The sequence below is a fragment of the Pseudonocardia alaniniphila genome (assembly GCF_022524485.1).
Lineage (GTDB): Bacteria > Actinomycetota > Actinomycetes > Mycobacteriales > Pseudonocardiaceae > Pseudonocardia > Pseudonocardia alaniniphila.
This window is the reverse complement of record NZ_JAKXMK010000022.1, coordinates 91,035-110,661: the sequence shown is the minus strand read 5'-3', so window position 1 is coordinate 110,661 and position 19,627 is coordinate 91,035. Positions and strand designations below refer to the sequence as shown.

17 protein-coding genes and 1 riboswitch are annotated in these 19,627 nt (G+C 73.7%); of the genes, 15 read left to right on the top strand and 2 right to left on the bottom strand.

Features of this window, described 5'->3' with window-relative positions; all coding sequences use genetic code 11:
• Nucleotides 1-75 precede the first annotated feature (75 nt).
• Nucleotides 76-951 carry a LysR family transcriptional regulator gene (locus MMF94_RS24550; RefSeq protein ID WP_241039518.1) on the top strand — a complete coding sequence of 292 codons (876 nt, stop codon included), beginning with the start codon at nucleotides 76-78 and terminating at the stop codon, nucleotides 949-951.
• Nucleotides 948-1,844, top strand: coding sequence for a serine hydrolase (locus MMF94_RS24545; protein WP_241039517.1), 897 nt, complete (start codon nucleotides 948-950; stop codon nucleotides 1,842-1,844). The genes MMF94_RS24550 and MMF94_RS24545 overlap by 4 nt, the downstream gene beginning before the upstream one ends.
• Nucleotides 1,845-1,849: 5 nt before the next feature.
• Here MMF94_RS24545 and MMF94_RS24540 read toward each other — a convergent pair whose 3' ends face one another.
• On the bottom strand, nucleotides 1,850-2,710 hold the full coding sequence (locus MMF94_RS24540; RefSeq protein WP_241039516.1) for an SURF1 family cytochrome oxidase biogenesis protein: 861 nt from the start codon (nucleotides 2,708-2,710) through the stop codon (nucleotides 1,850-1,852).
• A 101-nt stretch (nucleotides 2,711-2,811) separates the two neighbouring features.
• Here MMF94_RS24540 and MMF94_RS24535 point away from each other — a divergent pair, with 101 nt between their 5' ends.
• The 6 genes from MMF94_RS24535 to MMF94_RS24510 all read left to right on the top strand — a co-directional run bounded on the left by MMF94_RS24535 (nucleotide 2,812) and on the right by MMF94_RS24510 (nucleotide 10,623).
• The gene (locus tag MMF94_RS24535; RefSeq protein ID WP_241039515.1) at nucleotides 2,812-4,377 is read left to right on the top strand and encodes a cobyric acid synthase; all 1,566 of its coding nucleotides are present in this window, start codon (nucleotides 2,812-2,814) and stop codon (nucleotides 4,375-4,377) included.
• Complete coding sequence (locus MMF94_RS24530; protein ID WP_241039514.1) at nucleotides 4,377-6,422, top strand: putative cobaltochelatase; 2,046 nt, start codon at nucleotides 4,377-4,379, stop codon at nucleotides 6,420-6,422. The genes MMF94_RS24535 and MMF94_RS24530 overlap by 1 nt, the downstream gene beginning before the upstream one ends.
• A gap of 13 nt (nucleotides 6,423-6,435) precedes the next feature.
• Nucleotides 6,436-7,050, top strand: coding sequence for a cob(I)yrinic acid a,c-diamide adenosyltransferase (cobO, locus tag MMF94_RS24525; protein ID WP_241039513.1), 615 nt, complete (start codon nucleotides 6,436-6,438; stop codon nucleotides 7,048-7,050).
• A gap of 33 nt (nucleotides 7,051-7,083) precedes the next feature.
• The gene (locus MMF94_RS24520) at nucleotides 7,084-8,061 is read left to right on the top strand and encodes an aldo/keto reductase (protein WP_241039512.1); all 978 of its coding nucleotides are present in this window, start codon (nucleotides 7,084-7,086) and stop codon (nucleotides 8,059-8,061) included.
• A gap of 90 nt (nucleotides 8,062-8,151) precedes the next feature.
• Nucleotides 8,152-9,498: a cobyrinic acid a,c-diamide synthase CobB gene (locus MMF94_RS24515; protein WP_241039511.1), complete on the top strand. Its 1,347-nt coding sequence runs from the start codon at nucleotides 8,152-8,154 to the stop codon at nucleotides 9,496-9,498.
• Between the two features lie 135 nt (nucleotides 9,499-9,633).
• A complete protein-coding gene (locus tag MMF94_RS24510) occupies nucleotides 9,634-10,623 on the top strand; it encodes a patatin-like phospholipase family protein (protein ID WP_241039510.1) in 990 nt (329 codons plus the stop codon).
• 3 nt (nucleotides 10,624-10,626) lie between these two features.
• Here the strand turns inward: MMF94_RS24510 and MMF94_RS24505 are convergent, their stop codons facing one another.
• Nucleotides 10,627-11,883, bottom strand: a complete 1,257-nt coding sequence (locus tag MMF94_RS24505; protein ID WP_241039509.1) for an FAD-dependent monooxygenase — start codon at nucleotides 11,881-11,883, stop codon at nucleotides 10,627-10,629.
• Nucleotides 11,884-12,018: 135 nt separating this feature from the next.
• Between MMF94_RS24505 and MMF94_RS24500 the strand changes: the two genes are divergently transcribed.
• The 7 genes from MMF94_RS24500 (at nucleotide 12,019) to cobA (ending at nucleotide 19,611) form a co-directional block, all read left to right on the top strand.
• On the top strand, nucleotides 12,019-12,555 hold the full coding sequence (locus MMF94_RS24500) for a TetR/AcrR family transcriptional regulator (RefSeq protein WP_241039508.1): 537 nt from the start codon (nucleotides 12,019-12,021) through the stop codon (nucleotides 12,553-12,555).
• Between the two features lie 115 nt (nucleotides 12,556-12,670).
• Entirely contained in the window at nucleotides 12,671-13,495 is an 825-nt protein-coding gene (cobM, locus tag MMF94_RS24495; RefSeq protein ID WP_241039507.1) for a precorrin-4 C(11)-methyltransferase, read from the top strand.
• Nucleotides 13,496-13,697: 202 nt separating this feature from the next.
• A complete protein-coding gene (gene cbiE / locus MMF94_RS24490) occupies nucleotides 13,698-14,891 on the top strand; it encodes a precorrin-6y C5,15-methyltransferase (decarboxylating) subunit CbiE (protein WP_241039506.1) in 1,194 nt (397 codons plus the stop codon).
• Nucleotides 14,888-16,597: a precorrin-3B C(17)-methyltransferase gene (gene cobJ / locus MMF94_RS24485; RefSeq protein ID WP_241039505.1), complete on the top strand. Its 1,710-nt coding sequence runs from the start codon at nucleotides 14,888-14,890 to the stop codon at nucleotides 16,595-16,597. The genes cbiE and cobJ overlap by 4 nt, the downstream gene beginning before the upstream one ends.
• Nucleotides 16,597-16,756, top strand: a riboswitch (cobalamin riboswitch). (Overlaps the previous gene by 1 nt.)
• A 35-nt stretch (nucleotides 16,757-16,791) precedes the next feature.
• A complete protein-coding gene (locus MMF94_RS24480; RefSeq protein WP_241039504.1) occupies nucleotides 16,792-17,394 on the top strand; it encodes a precorrin-8X methylmutase in 603 nt (200 codons plus the stop codon).
• Nucleotides 17,391-18,320 carry a sirohydrochlorin chelatase gene (locus tag MMF94_RS24475; RefSeq protein ID WP_241039503.1) on the top strand — a complete coding sequence of 310 codons (930 nt, stop codon included), beginning with the start codon at nucleotides 17,391-17,393 and terminating at the stop codon, nucleotides 18,318-18,320. The genes MMF94_RS24480 and MMF94_RS24475 overlap by 4 nt, the downstream gene beginning before the upstream one ends.
• 76 nt (nucleotides 18,321-18,396) lie before the next feature.
• Nucleotides 18,397-19,611 carry a uroporphyrinogen-III C-methyltransferase gene (cobA, locus tag MMF94_RS24470; RefSeq protein WP_241039502.1) on the top strand — a complete coding sequence of 405 codons (1,215 nt, stop codon included), beginning with the start codon at nucleotides 18,397-18,399 and terminating at the stop codon, nucleotides 19,609-19,611.
• Nucleotides 19,612-19,627: the final 16 nt, after the last annotated feature.

Here is a 19,627-nt window from a genome sequence, read left to right as displayed (position 1 = left end):
ACGGCCGATATCGCAAATAGCAACGAACAGCCTGTCTGATATGCGTCTGATATCGCCCCTGTTAGTGTCCGCCCCGTGGATCTCCTCCGGCACCTGGAGTTCTTCGTCACGATCGCGGAGGAGGAACACTTCGGACGCGCGGCAGGCCGGCTGGGCATGGCCCAGCCCCCGATCTCGCAAGGCCTGCAACGGCTCGAGCGCAGCCTCGGTGTTGTGTTGCTGGAGCGCAGCTCCCGCGGGGTCAGACTCAACGCGGCCGGGCGCGACCTGCTGCCGCGCGCCCGCGCTCTCCTGCAGGGCGCGGACGATCTGCGACGGGTCGCCGGCACGTACGGAGCCGCTGCCACGTCGTTGCGCGTCGGTACGGTGCCGCAGCTGCGCCCACGGGTCATGGCTGCCGTGGCCACCGCGTGCCAGGAGCGCGCCGGTGGCCCGGTGGAGATGACCACCGCATCGACGAGCGAACTGGTGGACGCTGTCACGGCGGGCCAGCTCGATCTCGCCGTCGTCGTCCACCCGGCGTTGCTGGGTGCGCTGCGCAGCGGGCCGGTCGTCCGCCTCGACACCGCGCTGCTGATCCCCGCCGATCATCCCGCGGCGCGCACCGGTGAGCCGGTGGTGCTCCGGTCGTTGCGTGGCCTGGGTGTGGCCGCGCCACCACGGCCCCACGGAACGGCGGCGCACGATCTGTTCCTCGACACGCTGGAACAACGTGGGCTCGTGGCCCCGGTGATTCCTGCCGTGGACGACCGGGCCGCGTTGGTCCTCGTGGCCATGGGCCGGGCTTTCGCCGTCACTGCCGATCCCGATCTCGCCGCGCCCGGCGTCGTGCGCAGGCCGGTCGCCGGTGATCCGTTGCCGCTGCGCCTGCGCGTCGTGTGGCGTGGCGCCGACACCGTCCCCGTCACGCACGACGCGGTGCTCGCCGCGCTCGGGGGAACGGCGGGGTGAACGAGCGCGACCACGAGATCCTCCGGATCTTCGCCGACGCCGGAGTGCGCGGCTGGCTGCACGCGGTCGCGCTCGGCGGTCCGGGCACCCGTGAGGTCGGACTCGGACCGGACGAGCCGGTGGTGATGGCGTCGGTCTACAAGCTTCCGCTGCTCATCGCCTTCTGCAGGGAGGTCGACGCCGGCACGATCGACCCGCGCGAGAGGGTCACGATCGTCCCGACGGAACGCACGGTGGGCCCGACCGGACTGTCGATCCTGCGCGACGACGTGACCATGTCCTGGCGTGACGTGGCGTTGTCGATGGTCGCTGTGTCGGACAACGCCGCCGCTGACGTCCTGCTGGAACGCGTCGGGCTCGACCAGCTGTACCAGGCGATGGCCGACCTCGGCCTCACCCGCACCCGGGTGCGCAGCGGCACCGCGGAGGTGCACCGCACGCTGGTGGCCGACACGGCGTCCGCCGACACCGCGGCCGCGTTCGAGGCCCTGGCCAGCCACGACGTCGCACCCGAGGTGAGGGCCTACAGCCCCGTGTACGGCAGCGCCACCACGGCGCGCGAGATGACCATGCTGCTGGACGCGATCTGGTCCGACCGTGCTGCCTCGGCGGAGCAGTGCCGCTTCGCCCGCGAGGTGCTCGGCGCACAGATCTGGCCGCATCGGCTGCGCTCGGGGTTTCCCTATGCGGGGGTTCGGGTGGCGGGCAAGACCGGCACCCTCGGCGCCATCCGCAACGAGGTCGGCGTGGTGCAGTTCGACGGGGAACGTCCCGTCGCGGTGGCCGTGTTCACCCACGCCGCCCGCGCCGACGCGATGCTCCCGCGCGCCGATGCCGCGATCGGGCTGGCCGCGAGGGTCGCGGTCACCGACCTCCGATCCGGACGGCTCTGATCTACCTACTGGCGCCCGGAGTGGTCGGTGAGTGGGGTCTCGTCCCGCGCGGGCCTCTCCCGGGGCTCGGGCTCGTCGTCGTCACCGGCGAGCGCCTGGCGCAGCGCGGTGCGCTCGGCCCGGCGGTCCTTGCCCCGGCGCTGCAGCAGCTCCAGGCGCACGAAGTAGGCCATCGCGAAGATGGCGATCGCGCCGAACGTGAGCCACTGCAGGGCGTAGGAGAAGTTCGTGAAGGGGGCCCCGCTCGTGCTGACCGTGACGGGCAGCGGGCCGAGCACTCCGGGCTGGTCGGCCGAGAGCTGCAGGTAGCCGGGCTCGAGGTCGAGGTTCGTCGCGGCGGCGAGCGCGCGGGAGTCGGCGGCGTAGAGCTGGCGGTGCCCGTCGAGGACGGACACGGGCCGGTTCTGGGGGTCGGTCTCGTTCACGCGGAGCCGGCCGGTGAGCGTGACGGGCCCGGGCGGGGCGGCGGCGAAGCCCGGCACCTGGGAGCCGCTGGGTGTGGAGACGTACCCGCGGTCCACGGTGATGAGCCGCCCGTCGTCGGTGCGGAACGGCGTGAGCACCTCGAACGCGGGCTTGCCGTCCACCACGCGCAGCCGCACGAGCGCCTCGGCGTCGGAGACGTAGGTGCCCGACACCGTGGCCTGCCGCCACTCCAGTGCGGGAGTGACGCCGGTGCCTGCGGACGTGAGCTCGGCGAGCGGGACGGGCGGCGTGTGGTACGAGGCGTCGATGGCCTGCTGCTCGGCGTCGCGTTGGGCCTCGCGGCCGAACTGCCACGGGGCGAGCAGCGTGTAGCAGGCGACCGCGAACCCGATGACGACCGCGATGAAGGCGAGCCACCCAGGCCGCAGAAGGAACCGCACAGGTCCACCGTAGTCGGGTGGCCGCAGTACGGCTCCGACGTGCCGATTCGGGTGGGTCCCGGCGAGCAGTAGGGCTCCGAGCTGCGACGTAGGGTGGCGGCATGCGGGGGGCACTGCTTGTGGCTGGTACCACCTCCGATGCCGGCAAGAGCGTTCTTGTCGCTGGTGTCTGTCGGTGGCTTGCCCGGCGTGGGGTCTCCGTCGCGCCGTTCAAGGCGCAGAACATGTCCAACAACTCGGTGGTCACCGCCGACGGGGGCGAGATCGGCCGCGCCCAGGCGATGCAGGCCCGCGCCTGCGGCTTGGAACCGAGCGTCGCGTTCAACCCGGTGCTGCTCAAGCCGGGGAGCGACCGCAGCTCCCAGGTCGTCGTGCGCGGCCGGGTGGACGGCACGGTCAGCGCACGCTCCTACTACGCCCGCAAGGCCGCGCTGCTCGACGTCGTCTCCGCGGAGCTCGCAGGGCTGCGCGAGCGCTTCGACGTGGTGGTCTGTGAGGGCGCCGGGTCGCCCGCGGAGATCAACCTCCGGGGGAGCGACATCGCGAACATGGGGCTGGCGCAGGCCGCCGACCTGCCCGTGGTCGTGGTCGGAGACATCGACCGCGGCGGCGTGCTCGCGCACCTGTTCGGCACCCTCGCCGTGCTGGACGCGGCCGACCAGGCTCGCATCGCCAGCTTCGTGATCAACAAATTCCGGGGCGACCCCGCCCTGCTCGCCCCCGGCCTCGACCAGCTCACCGCGCTCACCGGGCGTCCGACCCTGGGCGTCGTCCCGTGGGCCGATGACCTCTGGATCGACGCCGAGGACTCGCTGTCCGCCGTGGCCGACAGCGTGCTCGGCCGCCCGGCGCCGCCGTTCGGGTCGCAGTGGCTGCGCGTGGCCGTCGTCCGGTTCCCGCGGATCTCCAACGCCACCGACGCGGAGGCGCTGGCCTGCGAGCCCGGCGTCGCCGTCCGGTACGTCACGGAGCCTGCCCGGCTGCTCGACGCCGACCTGGTGGTGCTGCCCGGCTCGAAGGCGACCGTGGCCGACCTGGAGTGGCTGCGCCGCACCGGCCTCGCCGACGCGGTGGCGACGCACGCCCGTGCCGGACGCCCGGTGTTCGGGATCTGTGGGGGCTACCAGATGCTCGGCCGCCGGATCGCCGATCCGCACGCCGTCGAGAGCAGCCCCGAGAGCAGCCCTGAGAGCAGCGCAGACGGTGGCGTCGTCGCGGGACTGGGGCTGCTCGACCTCGAGGTCGTCTTCGACGTCGAGAAGCACCTCGGCAACCCGGCGGGCACGGCGTGGGGCGAGCCGGTGCGTGGCTACGAGATCCACCACGGGCGCGTGGTCCACTCCGGCGATCCGCCGCTGCTGGAGGCAGCAGGGGCCGGCCAGGAGGGATCCGACGCGGGAGCCGTGATCGGCACCCACTGGCACGGCCTCCTGGAGAACGACGGTTTCCGACGGTCGCTGCTGGCACGGGTGGCACAGCAGGCGGGCCGCGCCGGCTTCGTTCCGGCACCGGCCACCAGCTTCGCCGCGCAGCGCGACGCCCAGCTCGACCTGCTCGGCGATCTCGTCGAGAAACACATCGACATCCGTGCACTTGAACATGTGATCAGTCACGGTGTGCCTGTCGGGCTCCCGGTGGTGACGTCCGTTCTGGCAGGCTCGCCCTGATGAGCACGTTCCCCTTCTCCGCCGTGGTCGGCCACGACGACCTGCGACTCGCGCTGCTGCTCAATGCCGTGCACCCGGGTATCGGTGGGGTGCTCGTGCGTGGCGAGAAGGGCACCGCGAAGTCGACGGCCGTCCGCGCGCTGGCTGCGCTGCTGCCGCGCCTTGCCGTCGTCTCCGGCTGCCGCTTCAGCTGCGACCCCACGGCTACCGCCCGCGACCCGGACTGCCCCGACGGACCGCACGAGCTCGGGGCCGGAGCGAGCGAGACCCGCGCAGCGCGTCTCGTCGAACTGCCCGTGGGCGCCACGGAGGACCGGCTGGTCGGCTCCCTCGATCTGGAGCGGGCACTGCGCGATGGTGTGCGCGCCTACCAGCCGGGGCTGCTCGCCGACGCCCACCGCGGCGTGCTCTACGTCGACGAGGTCAATCTCCTGCACGACCACCTCGTCGACCTGCTGCTCGACGCCGCCGCGATGGGCCGCGCCCACGTCGAGCGGGACGGGGTGTCGGTCTCGCACGCGGCCCGGTTCCTGCTGGTGGGCACGATGAACCCGGAGGAGGGGGAGCTGCGCCCGCAGCTGCTCGACCGGTTCGGCCTCGCCGTGGAGGTGCGCGCGGCGCGGGACGTGGCCACGCGCGTCGAGGTGGTCCGCCGCCGTATGGGGTTCGAGGCCGACCCCGCGGGGTTCGTCGCCGCGTGGCAGGAGTCCGAGTCCGAGACCGCGGCCCGGATCGCCGCCGCCCAGGCCAGGGTCGGGTCCGTCGCGTTGCCGGACGCCGAGCTGCGTCGCATCGCGGCCGTGTGCGCGGCGTTCGACGTCGACGGGATGCGTGCCGACCTCGTGATCGCCCGCGCCGCCGTGGCGCACGCCGCGTGGCGGGGCGCGGACGAGGTGGCCGAGGAGGACGTGCGCGTGGCGGCGCGGCTCGCGCTGCCGCACCGGCGCCGTCGCGACCCGTTCGACGAGCCGGGAATCGACGACGACGCCCTCGACGACGCGCTGCGCGAGGCGGCACAGCAGGAGGAGCCCCCGGACGACGGCGGCCCCGACGACAGCGGCCCCGACGACCCCGGCCCCGGCGACGGCGGCCCGTCCGGCGGAGGTGGTGCGCCGCAGTCGGAGAACGGAACGGCCGCTTCCGACGCGTCGCGCCCCGACACGGACCACCGGCCGAGTGGCTCCACGCCGGCCGGTGACGGTCGCAGTGCAGCCGCCCCACCCGCGTCCACCCCGTTCCGGGCCCGCCTGCTGCAGGTGCCGGGAGTGGGGGAGGGTGCCCCGGGCCGACGCTCCCGGGCGCGCACCGACACCGGACGGACGGTGCGCGCGTCCGGCGAGACGCCGCGCCGTGCCGCTGACCTGCACCTGCCTGCCACGATCGCCGCGGCCGCGCCGCATCAGCTAGCCCGTGGCCGCGCCGGTTCCGGCTTGCTGCTGCGCACCGGTGACCTGCGCCGGGCCGAGCGCGAGGGCCGCGAGGGCAACCTCGTGCTGTTCGCCGTGGACGCCTCGGGCTCGATGGCCGCACGGGCGCGGATGTCCGCCGTCAGCGGCGCGGTCCTCTCGTTGCTGCGCGACGCCTACCAGCGCCGCGACAAGGTCGGACTCGTCACATTCCGGGGCACGGCGGCCGAGCTCGTGCTGCCGCCCACGTCCAGCGTCCCGGCGGCCCAGGTCCGGCTCGCGGCGATGCGCACGGGCGGGCGCACCCCGCTCGCCGACGGGCTGCTCCGGGCGCGGGCGGTGCTGCGCGTGGAGCGACTGCGTGACCCGCGCCGGCGTCCGCTGCTCGTGCTGCTCACCGACGGCCGCGCCACCGTCGCCGCGCGCGAGGGTGGCGACGCCGTCCATGACGCGTGCCGGGCCGCGGCCCTGCTCGCGGCCGATGGCGTCGCGACGGTCGTGGTGGACTGCGAGAGCGGTCCGGTGCGACTCGGCCTCGCCGCCCGGGTGGCCGCCGCGGCGGGTGGCCCGGCGCTCGGGCTCGCCGAGCTTTCTGCCGACCAGGTGGCCGGGGTGGTCCGGGCCGCCCGGGCTGCGTGAGAGGGGAACACACATGCCGCAGGGACAGGTCACGACCGTGCCGAACGACGGGCTTACCACGCGCCAACGTCGTAACCGCTCGCTCGTCGTCGTGCACACGGGGGAGATGAAGGGCAAGTCGACCGCGGCGTTCGGGCTCGCGCTGCGCGGCTGGAGCCAGGGCTGGTCGATCGGGGTGTTCCAGTTCGTCAAGTCGGCGAAGTGGAAGGTCGGCGAGGAGGCGGCGTTCCGCGCGCTCGGCCGCGTCCACGCCGAGACCGGCGAAGGCGGGCCCGTCGAGTGGCACAAGATGGGTGAGGGCTGGTCCTGGACCCGCAAGCAGGGCACCGAGGAGGACCACGCCGCTGCCGCCGCCGAGGGCTGGGCGGAGATCCGCCGCCGGATCGAAGCACAGGCGCACGACGTGTACGTGCTCGACGAGTTCACGTACCCGATGAAGTGGGGCTGGGTGGACGTCGCCGAGGTGGTGGAGGTGCTCGGTGCCCGGCAGGGCCGTCAGCACGTGATCATCACCGGGAGGGATGCCGCGCCCGAGCTGGTGGCCGCGGCAGATCTCGTCATGCAGACCACGAAGATCAAGCATCCGATGGACTCGGGGCAGAAGGGCCAGCGCGGAATCGAGTGGTAGTTCGGAGATCTTCGCAGGATTAGTGTGCCCGGAGTGGAGTACACACGACTGGGTTCAACCGGACTGCAGGTATCGAGAATCTGTCTGGGGATGATGAGCTACGGCTCGTCGTCCTGGCGGAACTGGGTGCTCGACATCGACGGCTCACGGCCGCTCGTGCGCGCCGCCGCCGAGGCCGGCGTCACCTTCTACGACACCGCTGACGTCTACTCACTCGGCGTCAGCGAGGAGGTGACGGGCGCGCTGCTCGCGGAGCTGTTCCCCCGCCGCGAGGACTACGTGCTCGCCACCAAGGTCAGGTCGCCGATGAGCGACCGCCCCAACGACTCGGGCCTGTCCCGCAAGCACATCATGGCGAGCATCGACGCCTCGCTGCGCCGGCTCGGCACCGACTACGTCGACCTCTACCAGATCCACCGCTGGGATCCGCAGACGCCGGTCGAGGAGACGATGGAGGCGCTGCACGACGTCGTGAAGGCGGGCAAGGCCCGCTACATCGGCGCGTCCAGCATGCACGCGTGGCAGTTCGCGAAGGCCCAGTTCACCGCCGACCTCGGCGGCTGGACGCGGTTCGTCGCGATGCAGGACCACTACAACCTGATCTACCGCGAGGAGGAGCGGGAGATGCACCCGCAGTGCCTCGACCAGGGCGTGGGCGTCATCCCGTGGAGCCCGCTGGCCCGTGGCCGGCTGGCTCGCGTGCCGGACCAGCACGGCACCACCGCTCGCTCGTCCGGTGGTGACCCGATCGGCGACCGGATGTACAACGAGTCGGACGAGGCCGTCGTGCACGCCGTCGCCGACGTCGCGAAGGCCCGCGACCTGCCCCTCGCGCAGGTCGCGCTGGCCTGGATGCTGCACAAGGAGGCGATCACCGCGCCGATCGTCGGGGCCACCAAGCCGGGGCACATCGAGGACGCGGTGGCGGCGGTCGACATCGAGCTGACCGACGAGGAGATCGCGGCACTGGAGGCCCCGTACGTCCCGCACCCGGTCCTCGGCCACCAGTAACCGCCGGAGTCGACGCCACATGGACACATCACGCCGTTCGACCACCGGCCGGAACCGCGACATGTGTCCATGTGGCGGGTGGAAGCGTCGGTGACGGCTCGGGCGCTCGTCGTCGCGGCCCCGTCGTCCGGCAGCGGGAAGACCACTGTCGCCACGGGCCTCATCGCCGCTCTGCGCGGGCGGGGCACGGCCGTGGCGCCGTTCAAGGTGGGGCCCGACTACATCGACCCCGGCTACCACACGCTCGCCGCCGGCCGCGCCGGCCGCAACCTCGACCCCGTGCTCGTCGGCACCGAGAGGATCGCGCCACTCGCCCGGCACGGTGCCGCCGGTGCCGAGATCGCCGTCGTGGAAGGGGTGATGGGCCTCTTCGACGGGCGGCTCGCCGACGGCCAGGGCTCGACGGCGCAGGTGGCGGGCCTGCTCGGGGCGCCGGTCGTACTCGTCGTCGACTGTCGTGGGCAGTCGCGCAGCCTGGCGGCGCTCCTGCACGGCTTCCGGTCGTTCGACCCGGAGGTGCGGCTCGCGGGTGTCGTCCTCAACCAGGTGGGCAGCGAGCGGCACGAGACGGTGCTGCGCGCTGCCGCCGAGGAGGCCGGGCTCCCGGTGCTCGGGGCGTTGCCGCGCCGCGACGCGCTCGCCGTCCCGTCGCGGCACCTCGGGCTCGTCACCGCCGCCGAGCACGGGGCCGCGGCGGTGACGGCCGTCGCCGCGATGGCCGAGCTCGTGGCCGCCCACGTCGACCTCGACGCCGTGGTGCGGCTTGCCGAACCCCTGCCGCCGGGGCCGGTCTGGTCGGCCGCCGACGCGGTCGGCGCGATGGTTCAGGTGCCGGAGCGTTCGGCTCCGCGCACGGCCGTGTTCGGCGGGCCTGCGTTCACGTTCGGCTACGCGGAGCACGTGGAGCTGCTGACGGCAGCGGGCGCGGAGGTCGTCGTGGTCGATCCGCTGCGGGACGAGACCCTGCCCGACGGCACGGCGGCGCTCGTGCTGCCCGGTGGGTTCCCGGAGGAGCACGTCGCCGCGTTGGGGGCGAACGAGGGGTTGCGGGCCGCGGTCGCGGCGCTCGCGGAGTCCGGGGCGCCGCTGCACGCCGAGTGCGGCGGCCTGCTCTACCTCTGCGAATCGCTCGACGACGCGCCCATGTGCGGGGTGCTGCCGGCCCGGGCCGCGATGACCGGGCGGCTCACGCTCGGGTACCGCGACGCCGTCGCGCTCACCGGATCGCCGCTCTTCCCTGCGGGCGCCCGGGTGGCCGGTCACGAGTTCCACCACTGCACGGTGACGCCCGCCGCGGGGTCGGCGCCGGCATGGGGCTGGCGCGGCGGTACGCCGGAGGGATGGGTGGTCGGCGGGGTGCACGCGTCCTTCCTTCATACCCATCCCGCGGGAGATCCGGATGCTGTTGCCCGTTTCGTCGGTGCAGCGGCCTTGTAAGACGTGATTCGCCGGTGCTCCCTTTTCGTCGTTCTCGTTGCTACCGTGCAGTAACGGGTCCTCGGCGAGGAGGTCACCATGCCGGACCGCCTTCGTGCAACGCACGCTTCACGACGAGCTCCGACGGTCGGTCTGGTGCTAGGCGCCGGCGGCATCCTCGGATCGGCCTGGATGGTCGGAGCGCTCTCCGCAGTGGCGGCGGCTCTGGATCGCCCCCTCGGCGACGTCGATCTCGTCCTCGGCACGAGCGCGGGCAGCGTGCTTGCGGCAGCGCTGCGGTCCGGCATCGACGTGCCGGAGCTACTGGCGCACCAGCGGGGCATCGACCCGATCGGCGTCGCGGACCGGCGGCCCGAGGAGCTGCCGGAGATGGAGACGATCGACCGTGAGTCCGGCGACGGGCTCCCGCCGCTGCCGCTGCCCTTCCTCGGTTCCCCCCGGTTGCTCCTCGCCGCCGCGATGCCGCCGTGGCGGATCGATCCGGTGATCGCGGCCTCGGGTCTGCTGCCGCGCGGCCGGGGACGGATGGGATCGCTCGTCCGGATGGTCGACGTCCTGCAGTCCCGGATCGGCACCACCTCCGACGGCTGGGTGCCCGGAGCGCCGTTGTGGGTGGTCGCCGTCGACTACGACAGCGGCGAGCGCGTCGTCTTCGGACGGCCCGGTGCGCCGGCGTCGTCGGTGGCCGAGGCGGTGCTGGCGTCCTGTTCGATCCCCGGCTGGTTCGCGCCCCAGGCGATCGGCGGGCGCCGGTACGTCGACGGCGGGGTGGCCTCGTCGACGTCGCTGGGCCTGCTGGCCCGGCCCGACGCGCCGCGGCTCGACGAGGTGTACGTGCTCGCGCCGCTGGCCAGCCACTCCTACGACCGCTCCCTCGACCCGATCGTCGGTGTGGAGCGGGGCGTCCGGCGTCTGATCACCCGCTGGCTCGACGCCGACGTCGAGGCGCTGCGGGCCACCGGCACCCGCGTCACGGTGCTGATGCCGGGCGCGGACGACCTGCTGGCGATGGGGGGCAACCTGATGAATCCGCGCCGGCGCGAGCAGGTGCTGGATACCGCGCTGACCACGGCGGCTGCGACGCTGTCCCACGCGATCGACGTCGGGAGGAGCGCAGCGGCCTGATGATCACTGCGAGATCCGGTTCTCGGCCCTCGGAGGGGCGGATCCCCGGTTCTCGCGGCGATCATCGCGGGCGTAGTCGCGCAGTTCGATGCTGCGGGTCGCCCGTTCCGCCCCGCCGGTGACCAGCGCCTTCGCCGGGCCCAGCCGGGGCAGCACCGAGACGATCCGGTCGCGCAGCCAGATGCGGGCCCGGGTCCGGGGGATCAGGGCGGCCCCACCGGTCCGGGCGATCTTCTGGCCGCGTTCGACGAAGTCACGCATCTCCCGCTCGTACGCCGGGAACGCCACGCCGTGGTCGCCCCCGGCTGCGGCCAGCTCTCCGGCCAGCACGTACGCGCCGACGAGCGCGAGGCTCGTGCCCTGGCCGGACAGCAGCGCAGGGGCGTAGCCGGCGTCACCGACCACGGCGGCCCGTCCGGCGGTCCAGCGGGGCATCCGGATCTGGCTGACGGAGTCGAAGAAGAAGTCGTCCGCCGTGCGCATCGCCGCGACCAGCCGCGGGATCTCCCACCCGCCGTCGGCGAAGGCTCGCGCCACGAGGTCGCGTTGCTGGTCGAGATCGGTGTGGTCGTAGTGCAGTTCCGGCGCGGCGAACGCCAGCATCGCGGTCGGCCGGTCCTGGCCGCCCACCGCGTACCAGCCCGCGAGCCGTCCCGGCGTGTTGTGCGCCATCACCTCGTGGCTGAGACCGAGAGCGTCGTCGATGGAGAAGCCGGCGAAGTAGAAGCCGAGGTCGTGGCGGAACTCCCGTTCCGGCCCGAAGACGAGGCGGCGGACGTTCGAGTGCAGGCCGTCGGCGCCGACCACCAGATCGACCGTGCGCGGCCGGCCGCGCCGGAACGTCACGTGCACGCCGTCGTCGCGCTGCTCGATCGTGCTGATGGAGTCGTCGAACACGTACTCGACGTCGTTGCGCGTGTGTTCGTAGAGCACGGACGTGAGCTCGCCGCGCGGCACCTCGATGTCGTGGCCTGCGGTGGTGCTCATCATGTCGTCGATGTTCATGCCGGCGGTGCGACGACCGGAGGCATCGACGAAGGTGATGCGCTGCGTGTCGACGTGCGCCGCCCGTAGCTGCGGCAGCACACCCATCCGGTCGACCACGTCGACCGCGGTGCCGCGGATGTCGATGGGGTAGCCGTTGCCGCGCACCGTCGCCGCGCGCTCGACGACCACCGGCCGGAAACCGTGGCGATGCAGCCAGTAGGCCAGAGCGGGCCCGGCGATGCTGGCGCCGGAGATCAGGATGGTGCGGGTCATGTCGGCCTCCCGAGATGAGGAATCTACTTGCCGCACGGTAAGCCACTGGCTAACCGTGCGGCAAGTAGATAACCGTCCGGCAGGCAAGCGGCTAAGCTTCCGGAGCCGTATCCGGATCCGCCGAGGAGACCTCCCGTGCCGCGACGCAGTGCCGACACCCGTGCAGAGATCCGGGCGGTCGCGCTCGAGCTGTTCGCGCAACGGGGGTTCGAGCAGACGAGCCTGCGCGAGATCGCCGAGCGGCTCGACATCACCAAGGCGGCGCTCTACTACCACTTCCCGTCGAAGGACAAGCTGATCTCCGAGCTCTTCAGCCCGTTGGTCGTGGACCTCGAGGCGTTCAGCGTCGATGCCGTGGCCTCTGGCCCGGAGGGGATGCGGGCCACGCTCGACGGCTATCTCGAGCTGTGCCACCGGCACAAGATGCTGTTCCAGGGCTTGCTGCGTGACTTCGGCGCGCTCGCCCGGCTGGATGTGCTCGACGCCCTCGTCCGCAAGCGGGTCGAGCTGGACCGGGCGCTGGTGGGCAGCGACCGCCCCGCTGACCGGGCCCGCGCCGTGATCGCCTTCGGCGGGCTGCAGGACTGCGTGGTCCTGATGGCCGAGGAGCCGCTCGACTCCTACCGGACGGCCGCGGTGGACGCCGCACTGCGCGCCCTGCTGCCCGACTGATCACCGTGAGATCGGGGTTTCGGCCCGTCGACGGGCCGGCAGCCGAATGTCGCGACGATCATGGCCGCGGCCGCTGGTTGGACTTGGCCGAGCACCGCGGCACAGACTGTCCGGCGTGGATCGCGGGAGAGTGTCGTTCGTCGGGGCCGGGCCGGGGGCCGCGGATCTGATCACGTTGCGTGGCGCGCGGCGGATCGCCGAGGCCGATGTGGTGATCTGGGCTGCGAGCCTCGTCATGCAGGAATGCGTCACCGAGCACGCCCGCGCCGACGCCGAGCTCGTCGACTCCTCCGCGATCGCGCACGAGGACGTGCTCGCGATCTACCGCCGGGCGGCCGACCAGCGGCTCAAGGTCGCCCGCGTGCATTCCGGGGACCCATCGCTCTGGGGAGCCGTGCAGGAGCAGTACGACGCGGCGCAGGACTTCGGTCTCGACGTCGAGATCGTGCCCGGCGTCTCCGCGTTCGGGGCCGCCGCCGCCGTCGCGGGCCGGGAGTTGACGATCCCCGAGGTGGCCCAGTCGGTGGTGCTCACGCGGCTCGAAGGCGGCAAGACGCCGATGCCGGAGCGGGAGAAGCTGCGCGAGTTCGCCCGCCACGGCACCACGATGGCGATCTTCCTGTCCGCGGCGCGCACGGCCCAGATGGTCGACGAGCTGCGCGCAGGCGGCTACCCGGACGACACCCCCGTCGTGGTCGCCTACCGCACCAGCTGGCCCGACGAGCTGACGCTGCGTTGCCGGCTGGACGAGGTCGAGGCCGTGTGCAAGGAGCGCAAGCTGTGGAGGCAGACGTTGTTCCTGGTCGGCCCCGCGCTCGGGTCGGCGGGCACCCGCAGCCACCTCTACCACCCCGGGCACTTCCACACGTTCCGCAAGCCCGACGCGGCCGCCCGCCGGGAGCTGCGGGCCGCCCGCGCCGCGGGACGCCCGGCCCCGTGAGAAGACCAGCGGCCCCGCCGCACGAACCTATTGGTCGAGAGTCCCGTTCGATCGGGATGCGGCGGGCCCGCGCGTGGTGGGCGGGGCCCGCGGGTGCAGCACCTCATGCTGGGCGAGCGATCCGTCCGGGCGGACCGGGTGGGCGAGAGTGCCGTTCGTTCCGGAGAGCGTTGGGGCGCGTGGCTCGCGGGCGGGGGGCGGCGTGACGCTCACTGTCATCGGGGTCGATGGGGGGCCGTTGCCTCCGGGTGCCGAGTCGGCGCTGGCTGCGGCGGAGGTCGTGGTCGGGGCGGCGCGGCATGTGCAGCGGCTGCCGGTGCCCGCCGGAGCGGAGCAGCTCGTGCTCGGGCCCGTCGAACCCGCGCTCGAGAAGCTCGCCGGGCGCCGGGCCGTGGTGCTGGCCAGCGGGGATCCCGGCTTTTTCGGGATCGTTCGCCTGCTGCGCGAGCGCGGTCACGAGCCCGTCGTGCTGCCTGCGCTGTCGAGCGTGCAGCTGCTGGTCGCCCGGGCCGGCCGATCGTGGGACGACGTGGCGGTGGTCAGCGCGCACGGGCGTGCCCTGGGTCCCGCGGTGAACGTCTGCCGTGCGCGGGGGGCCACGGCCGTGCTCACCGGGCCGGGTGCCGGGCCCGCCGAGATCGGTGCCGCGCTCGACGGGTGGCCGCGCACCCTCGTCGTGGCCGAGGATCTCGGCGGTCCGGACGAGCGGGTGACGACGGTGCCGGCCGCAGAGGCTGCCGCCCGTTCGTGGCACCCCCTGAGCGTGCTGTTGTGCGTGCGGCCCGATGAGAAGGCGGCGTGCCGGGGCTGGTACGCCGGGGGCGAGCCGGCGCCGCCGCCCGGCGGGTGGGCGTTGCCCGACGAGGCGTTCGAGCACCGCGCGGGGATGGTGACGAAGGCCGAGGTGCGAGCCGTCGCGCTACCCCGGCTCGCACCTCGCCCGGGCACGCTGGTCTGGGACGTCGGTGCCGGGTCGGGTTCGGTCGCGGTCGAGTGCGCCCGGCTCGGCGCGGCGGTACTCGCGGTGGAGCGGCGCGACGACGACGTCGACCGGGTGCGGGCCAACGCGAGCGCCCACGGCGTCGAGGTCAGGGTGGTACCGGGCGAGGCGCCCGACGTGTTCGCCGGGCTCCCGTACCCGGACGCCGTGTTCGTGGGCGGCGGAGGGCCGGCGGTCGTCGCCGCCGCGGCGGCCGCCGGACCGCGGCGGATCGTGGTCGCACTCGCCGCGCTGGACCGGGTCGCTCCGACCCGCGCCGCCCTCACAGCCGCCGGATACGCCCTCGGCGGCGTGCAGGTGGCGGCGAGCCGCCTGGCGGAGCTGCCCGACGGGTCGGTGCGGCTCGCGGCCACCAATCCGATCACGCTCGTCTGGGGAGAGGTTCAGGATCGATGACGATCGCGCTGTTCGCCGTCACCGAGGCAGGCCGCCGGGCCGCCGCCGAGGTGGCGGGCCCGCTCGGCGCCACCGCGCACGAGCTCGGTGAGTTGCCGACGCTGTGGCCCGGGCTGGACGGGGCGGTGTTCTTCCTCGCCACCGGGGCGACCGTGCGGCTGGTCGCGCCGTTGCTGGCCGATAAGCGCACCGACCCCGGCGTGGTCTGCGTGGACGAGGCACGCCGCTTCGCCGTGGCGCTCACCGGTGGCCACGAGGGTGGGGCGAACGCGCTCGCCACCCGGGTCGCGGCGCTGCTGGGTGCCCAGCCGGTGATCACCACGGCGTCCGACGCGGTGGGCGGCACGGGCCTCGACGAGCTGGTGCAGCTACTCGGCGCGGGCGTCGACGGCGACCTCGCCGCTGCCGGCACGGCGCTCCTCGACGGGGCCGCGCGCCTGGAGAACCCGCTGGGCTTCCCGCTGCCCGCCGTCCCACCCACGACCGGCGAGGTCCGCCACACGATCGTGATCACCGACCGGGTCGCACTCGCCGAAGAGGGGATGCCGACCACCCGGAGCGCTGCGGCGGTCACCCGGCTCGTGCCTCCTACGCTCGTCGTGGGGATCGGGAGCGCCCGCGGCGTTGCGGCGGAGGCGGTGGCGGCGACGCTGCGCCGGTTGGAGACCGAGTACGGCCTCGACCCCCGCGCGGTCCGTGCCTACGCGAGCGTCGACCTCAAGGCAGCCGAGCCCGGCATCCTTGCCGCAATCGCACCGGCCCCGCTGCGTACCTACCCGGCCGCCGCGCTGGCCGCGGTCGACGTGCCCAACCCCAGCGAGGTCGTGCGGAGGGAGGTGGGCACGGCCAGTGTCGCGGAGGCGGCGGCGCTGCATGCCGCGGCCGATCTGGCTGCCGGGGCGCCCGTCGAGCTGGTCGTCGAGAAGATCAAGGGCGACAACGTGACGGTCGCGGCCGCCCGGATCCGCCCCCGCGGACGGCTCGCGATCGTCGGGCTCGGGCCCGGTGCCGCAGACCTGCGGGTGCCGCGGGCGGAGGCGGAGTTGCGCCGCGCGTCGATCGTGGTGGGGCTCGACCAGTACGTCGACCAGGTGCGCCACCTGCTGCGGCCGGGCACCGAGGTGCGCGCCAGCGGTCTCGGTGACGAGGAGCAGCGCGCCGCCGACGCCGTCGCCCTCGCCGTGAAGGGGCACGCCGTGGCCCTGATCGGCTCCGGCGACGCCGGGGTGTACGCGATGGCGAGCCCCGCGCTACAGGGTGCGGGCGATGACATCGACGTGGTCGGGGTGCCCGGGGTGACCGCCGCGCTCGCCGCCGCGTCGCTGCTCGGCGCCCCGCTCGGCCACGACCACGTGCTGATCTCGCTCTCGGACCTGCACACGCCGTGGGAGGTCATCGAGCAGCGGGTGGCCGCTGCTGCGGCGGCGGATCTCGTCACCTGCTTCTACAACCCGCGCAGCCGCGACCGGCACTGGCAGCTCGGCGTGGCCCTCGATGCGTTCCGGGCGCACCGGCCGCCCACCACTCCCGTGGGCGCAGTGCGGCAGGCGGGCCGGCCGGGGCAGCGGGTGTGGACCGTTGCGCTGGCGGACTTCGACCCTGCCGAGGTGGACATGCTCACCACCGTGGTCGTGGGATCGTCGGCGACGCGGATGGTCGCCGGACGGATGGTCACCCCGCGCGGATACCGCTGGATCACCCGATGATCGTGCACGTGGCCTGCGGTTCTCCGTGTTCGCGGAGAGCGCGGGTTATGCTCGCGATCGATCGGCAGCGAGGAACCCGGTGCGAACCCGGGGCGGTCCCGCCACTGTGACCCCGGTTCATCGGGGAAGCCAGACCCCCGCCGCCGATGGCCATCGACCCGTCCGGGCGCGGACACCCGGGGAGGAGAACGAGCGTGCGCAGCAGCGTGCACCCCATCGAGGTGGAGTCGTACGCGATCCTGCGTTCGCGCCTCGACACCACCGATCTGCCGCCGCTGACCCGTGCGGTCGTCGAGCGCGTGGTCCACACCAGCGCCGACCCGAGCTGGGCCGGTGACCTGGTCTGCGACGAGCAGGCGCTGCTGGCCGGTCGAGCCGCACTGCTCGCCGGGGCGCCGCTGGTGACGGACGTGCGCATGGTCGCGGTGGGTGTCACCTCCCGGCCCGCGACGGTCGCCCTCGACCTGCCCGGCGTGCGTGAGCTCGCGGCTGCCGACGGGCTCACGCGTTCGGCGGCGGGCATCCGCGCCGCGGTCCGTGAGCATCCGGCGGGTGCCGTCTGGGCCATCGGCAACGCCCCCACGGCGCTGGTCGAACTGCTGCGGTGCGCCGCGTCGGGCCTGGTCACCACACCGCTCGTGGTGGGGCTGCCCGTCGGGTTCGTCGGCTCGGTGGCGGCAAAGGCCGCCCTGCGCGCCGCCGGGTTGCCCGCGGTGTCCAACCGCTCCGAACGGGGCGGGGCCGCCGCGACGGCCGCCGCCGTCAACGCGTTGCTCTACAGCGAGGAGACCGCATGAACGTCCCGCCGGTGCTGCTGGTCGGCCACGGAACGGTGGACGCCACGGGCGTCGCCGAGTTCGTGGCGTTCACCGGACGGGTGCGGCGCCTGCTCGCAGCCGAGGGCGTCGACGTGGACGGCGGGTTCATCGAGCTGTCGCAGCCGACCGTCCACGAGGCATGGACGGCGCTGGCTGCTCGTGGCCATTCCACGATGGCGGCGGTGCCGATGGTGCTGGTGGGCGCCGGGCACGCCAAGGGCGACATCCCCGCGGCCCTGCAGCGGGAGGTGCTGCGCGACCCGGCCACCAGCTACGTGTTCGGCCGCCCGCTCGGCCCGCACCCGGTGCTTCAGGAGTTGCTGGACGAGCGGATCACGGCTGCGCTGAACGGTGAGGACGGCACCGGCACGGCCGTGCTGGTGGTTGGGCGCGGATCCACGGACCCGGACGCCAACGCCGAGGTCTGCAAGGTCGCGCGGTTGCTGCAGGAGGGCAGGCCGTACGACTTCGTCGAGCCCGCGTTCGTCTCGCTCGCCCGGCCGGACGTCGCCACCGGGCTCGCGCGGTGCCGGGCGCTCGGGGCGCGCCGCGTCGTCGTGGCGCCCTACTTCCTGTTCGACGGCGTGCTGCCGCGCCGGGTCGTCGAACAGTCCCTTGCGTTCGGGGTGGAGCATCCGGACGTCGAGGTCCGCGTCGCCGACTACCTCGGCGACTGTGACGAGCTCGCTGGGCTGGTCGTCGAGCGCTACCGGGAGGCGCTGCACGGCGACATCAGGATGAACTGCGACACCTGCGCCTACCGGGTTCTGCTCCCCGGGTTCGAGGACAAGCTCGGTGCGGCGCAGACTCCCCACCATCATCCGGACGACCCGGCGCACGGGCATGGGCACGGGCATGGGCACGGCCACGGGCATGCGCGCGTCGACGCGGTCGTTGGGGAGTGAGTATGAGCGAGTGTGCGAGCGAATCATCGGTACAGCGCTTTCGCGCAGCGCTGACCGAGCGCAGCGAGGGATTGCGATGAGCGAGCATTACCTCGTCGGTCTCGACCTGGCCGGGCGCCGGGTCGTGGTGGTCGGTGGCGGCACGGTGGCGCAGCGACGGCTCGTCGGGCTCCTCGCGGCCGGTGCCGACGTCGAGGTCGTGGCGCCCGAGGTCACGCCGGCGGTCGAGGGGATGGCCACGGCGCAGGAGCTGCGCTGGACCGCTCGCCGGTACCGCGACGGCGATCTCGGCGAGGCCTGGTACGTGGTGGCCTGCGCGGATGATCCCGCCGTGAACGCGGCGGTCGCAGACGAGGCGCAGCGGAGCCGGATCTTCTGCGTGCGTGCCGACGACGCCCCGTCGGGCAGCGCCGTCACCCCGGCCGTCGGCCGGCACGACGGGCTCACCGTCGGGGTGCTGGCCGGGCGCCGCCCGCGGCGCTCGGCCGCCGTGCGCACCGCGCTGGTGGAGGCGCTGCAGACCGGGCTCGTGGACGACTCCGTGGAGCCGGTCCGGCCCGGCGTGGCGCTCGTGGGCGGTGGCCCCGGCGACCCCGAGCTGATCACCGTGCGCGGCAGGCGGTTGCTCGCGCGGGCCGACGTCGTGATCACCGACCGGCTCGGCCCCCGCGAGCTGCTCGACTCGCTCGCCCCGCACGTCGAGGTGATCGACGCGGCGAAGATCCCCTACGGGCGTGCGATGAACCAGGCCCGGATCAACGAGCTGCTGGTGGAGCACGTGCGGGCCGGGAAGTTCGTGGTGCGGCTCAAGGGCGGCGATCCGTACGTCTTCGGCCGGGGGTTCGAGGAGGTGCTCGCGTGCGCCGAGGCGGGCGTGCCGGTCACCGTCGTCCCTGGCGTGACCAGCGCGTTCGCCGCACCGGCCGTCGCCGACGTGCCGGTGAGCCACCGCGGCGTGGCCCACGAGATCGTGGTGGTCTCCGGGCACGTGCGGCCCGGCGACCCCCGCAGCCTCGTCGACTGGGAGGCGCTGGCGAGGTTGCGCGGCACGCTCGTGCTGCTGATGGCGGTGGAGCGGATCGATCTGTTCGCGGAGACGCTGATCGAGGGAGGCCGCCCGGCCGACACACCCGTGGCGGTGGTGCAGGACGGCACGATGCGGATCCAACGCGCGGTCCGCGCCACGCTGGCGACGGTGGCCGATGCCGTGCAGGAGCAGGGGATCCGGCCGCCGGCGGTGGTCGTGATCGGCCCGGTCGCCGGCCTGGTCTCCGACGCCGTCACCGACTGACCTACGTCTCGATCGG

Bases quoted from the DNA above. Each gene is read 5' to 3' on its own strand.
- MMF94_RS24535 (WP_241039515.1), top strand. From the start codon at position 2,812: ATGCGGGGGGCACTGCTTGTGGCTGGTACCACCTCCGATGCCGGCAAG.
- MMF94_RS24530 (WP_241039514.1), top strand. From the start codon at position 4,377: ATGAGCACGTTCCCCTTCTCCGCCGTGGTCGGCCACGACGACCTGCGA.
- cobO (WP_241039513.1), top strand. From the start codon at position 6,436: ATGCCGCAGGGACAGGTCACGACCGTGCCGAACGACGGGCTTACCACG.
- MMF94_RS24505 (WP_241039509.1), bottom strand. From the start codon at position 11,883: ATGACCCGCACCATCCTGATCTCCGGCGCCAGCATCGCCGGGCCCGCT.
- cobJ (WP_241039505.1), top strand. From the start codon at position 14,888: ATGACGATCGCGCTGTTCGCCGTCACCGAGGCAGGCCGCCGGGCCGCC.
- MMF94_RS24475 (WP_241039503.1), top strand. From the start codon at position 17,391: ATGAACGTCCCGCCGGTGCTGCTGGTCGGCCACGGAACGGTGGACGCC.
- cobA (WP_241039502.1), top strand. From the start codon at position 18,397: ATGAGCGAGCATTACCTCGTCGGTCTCGACCTGGCCGGGCGCCGGGTC.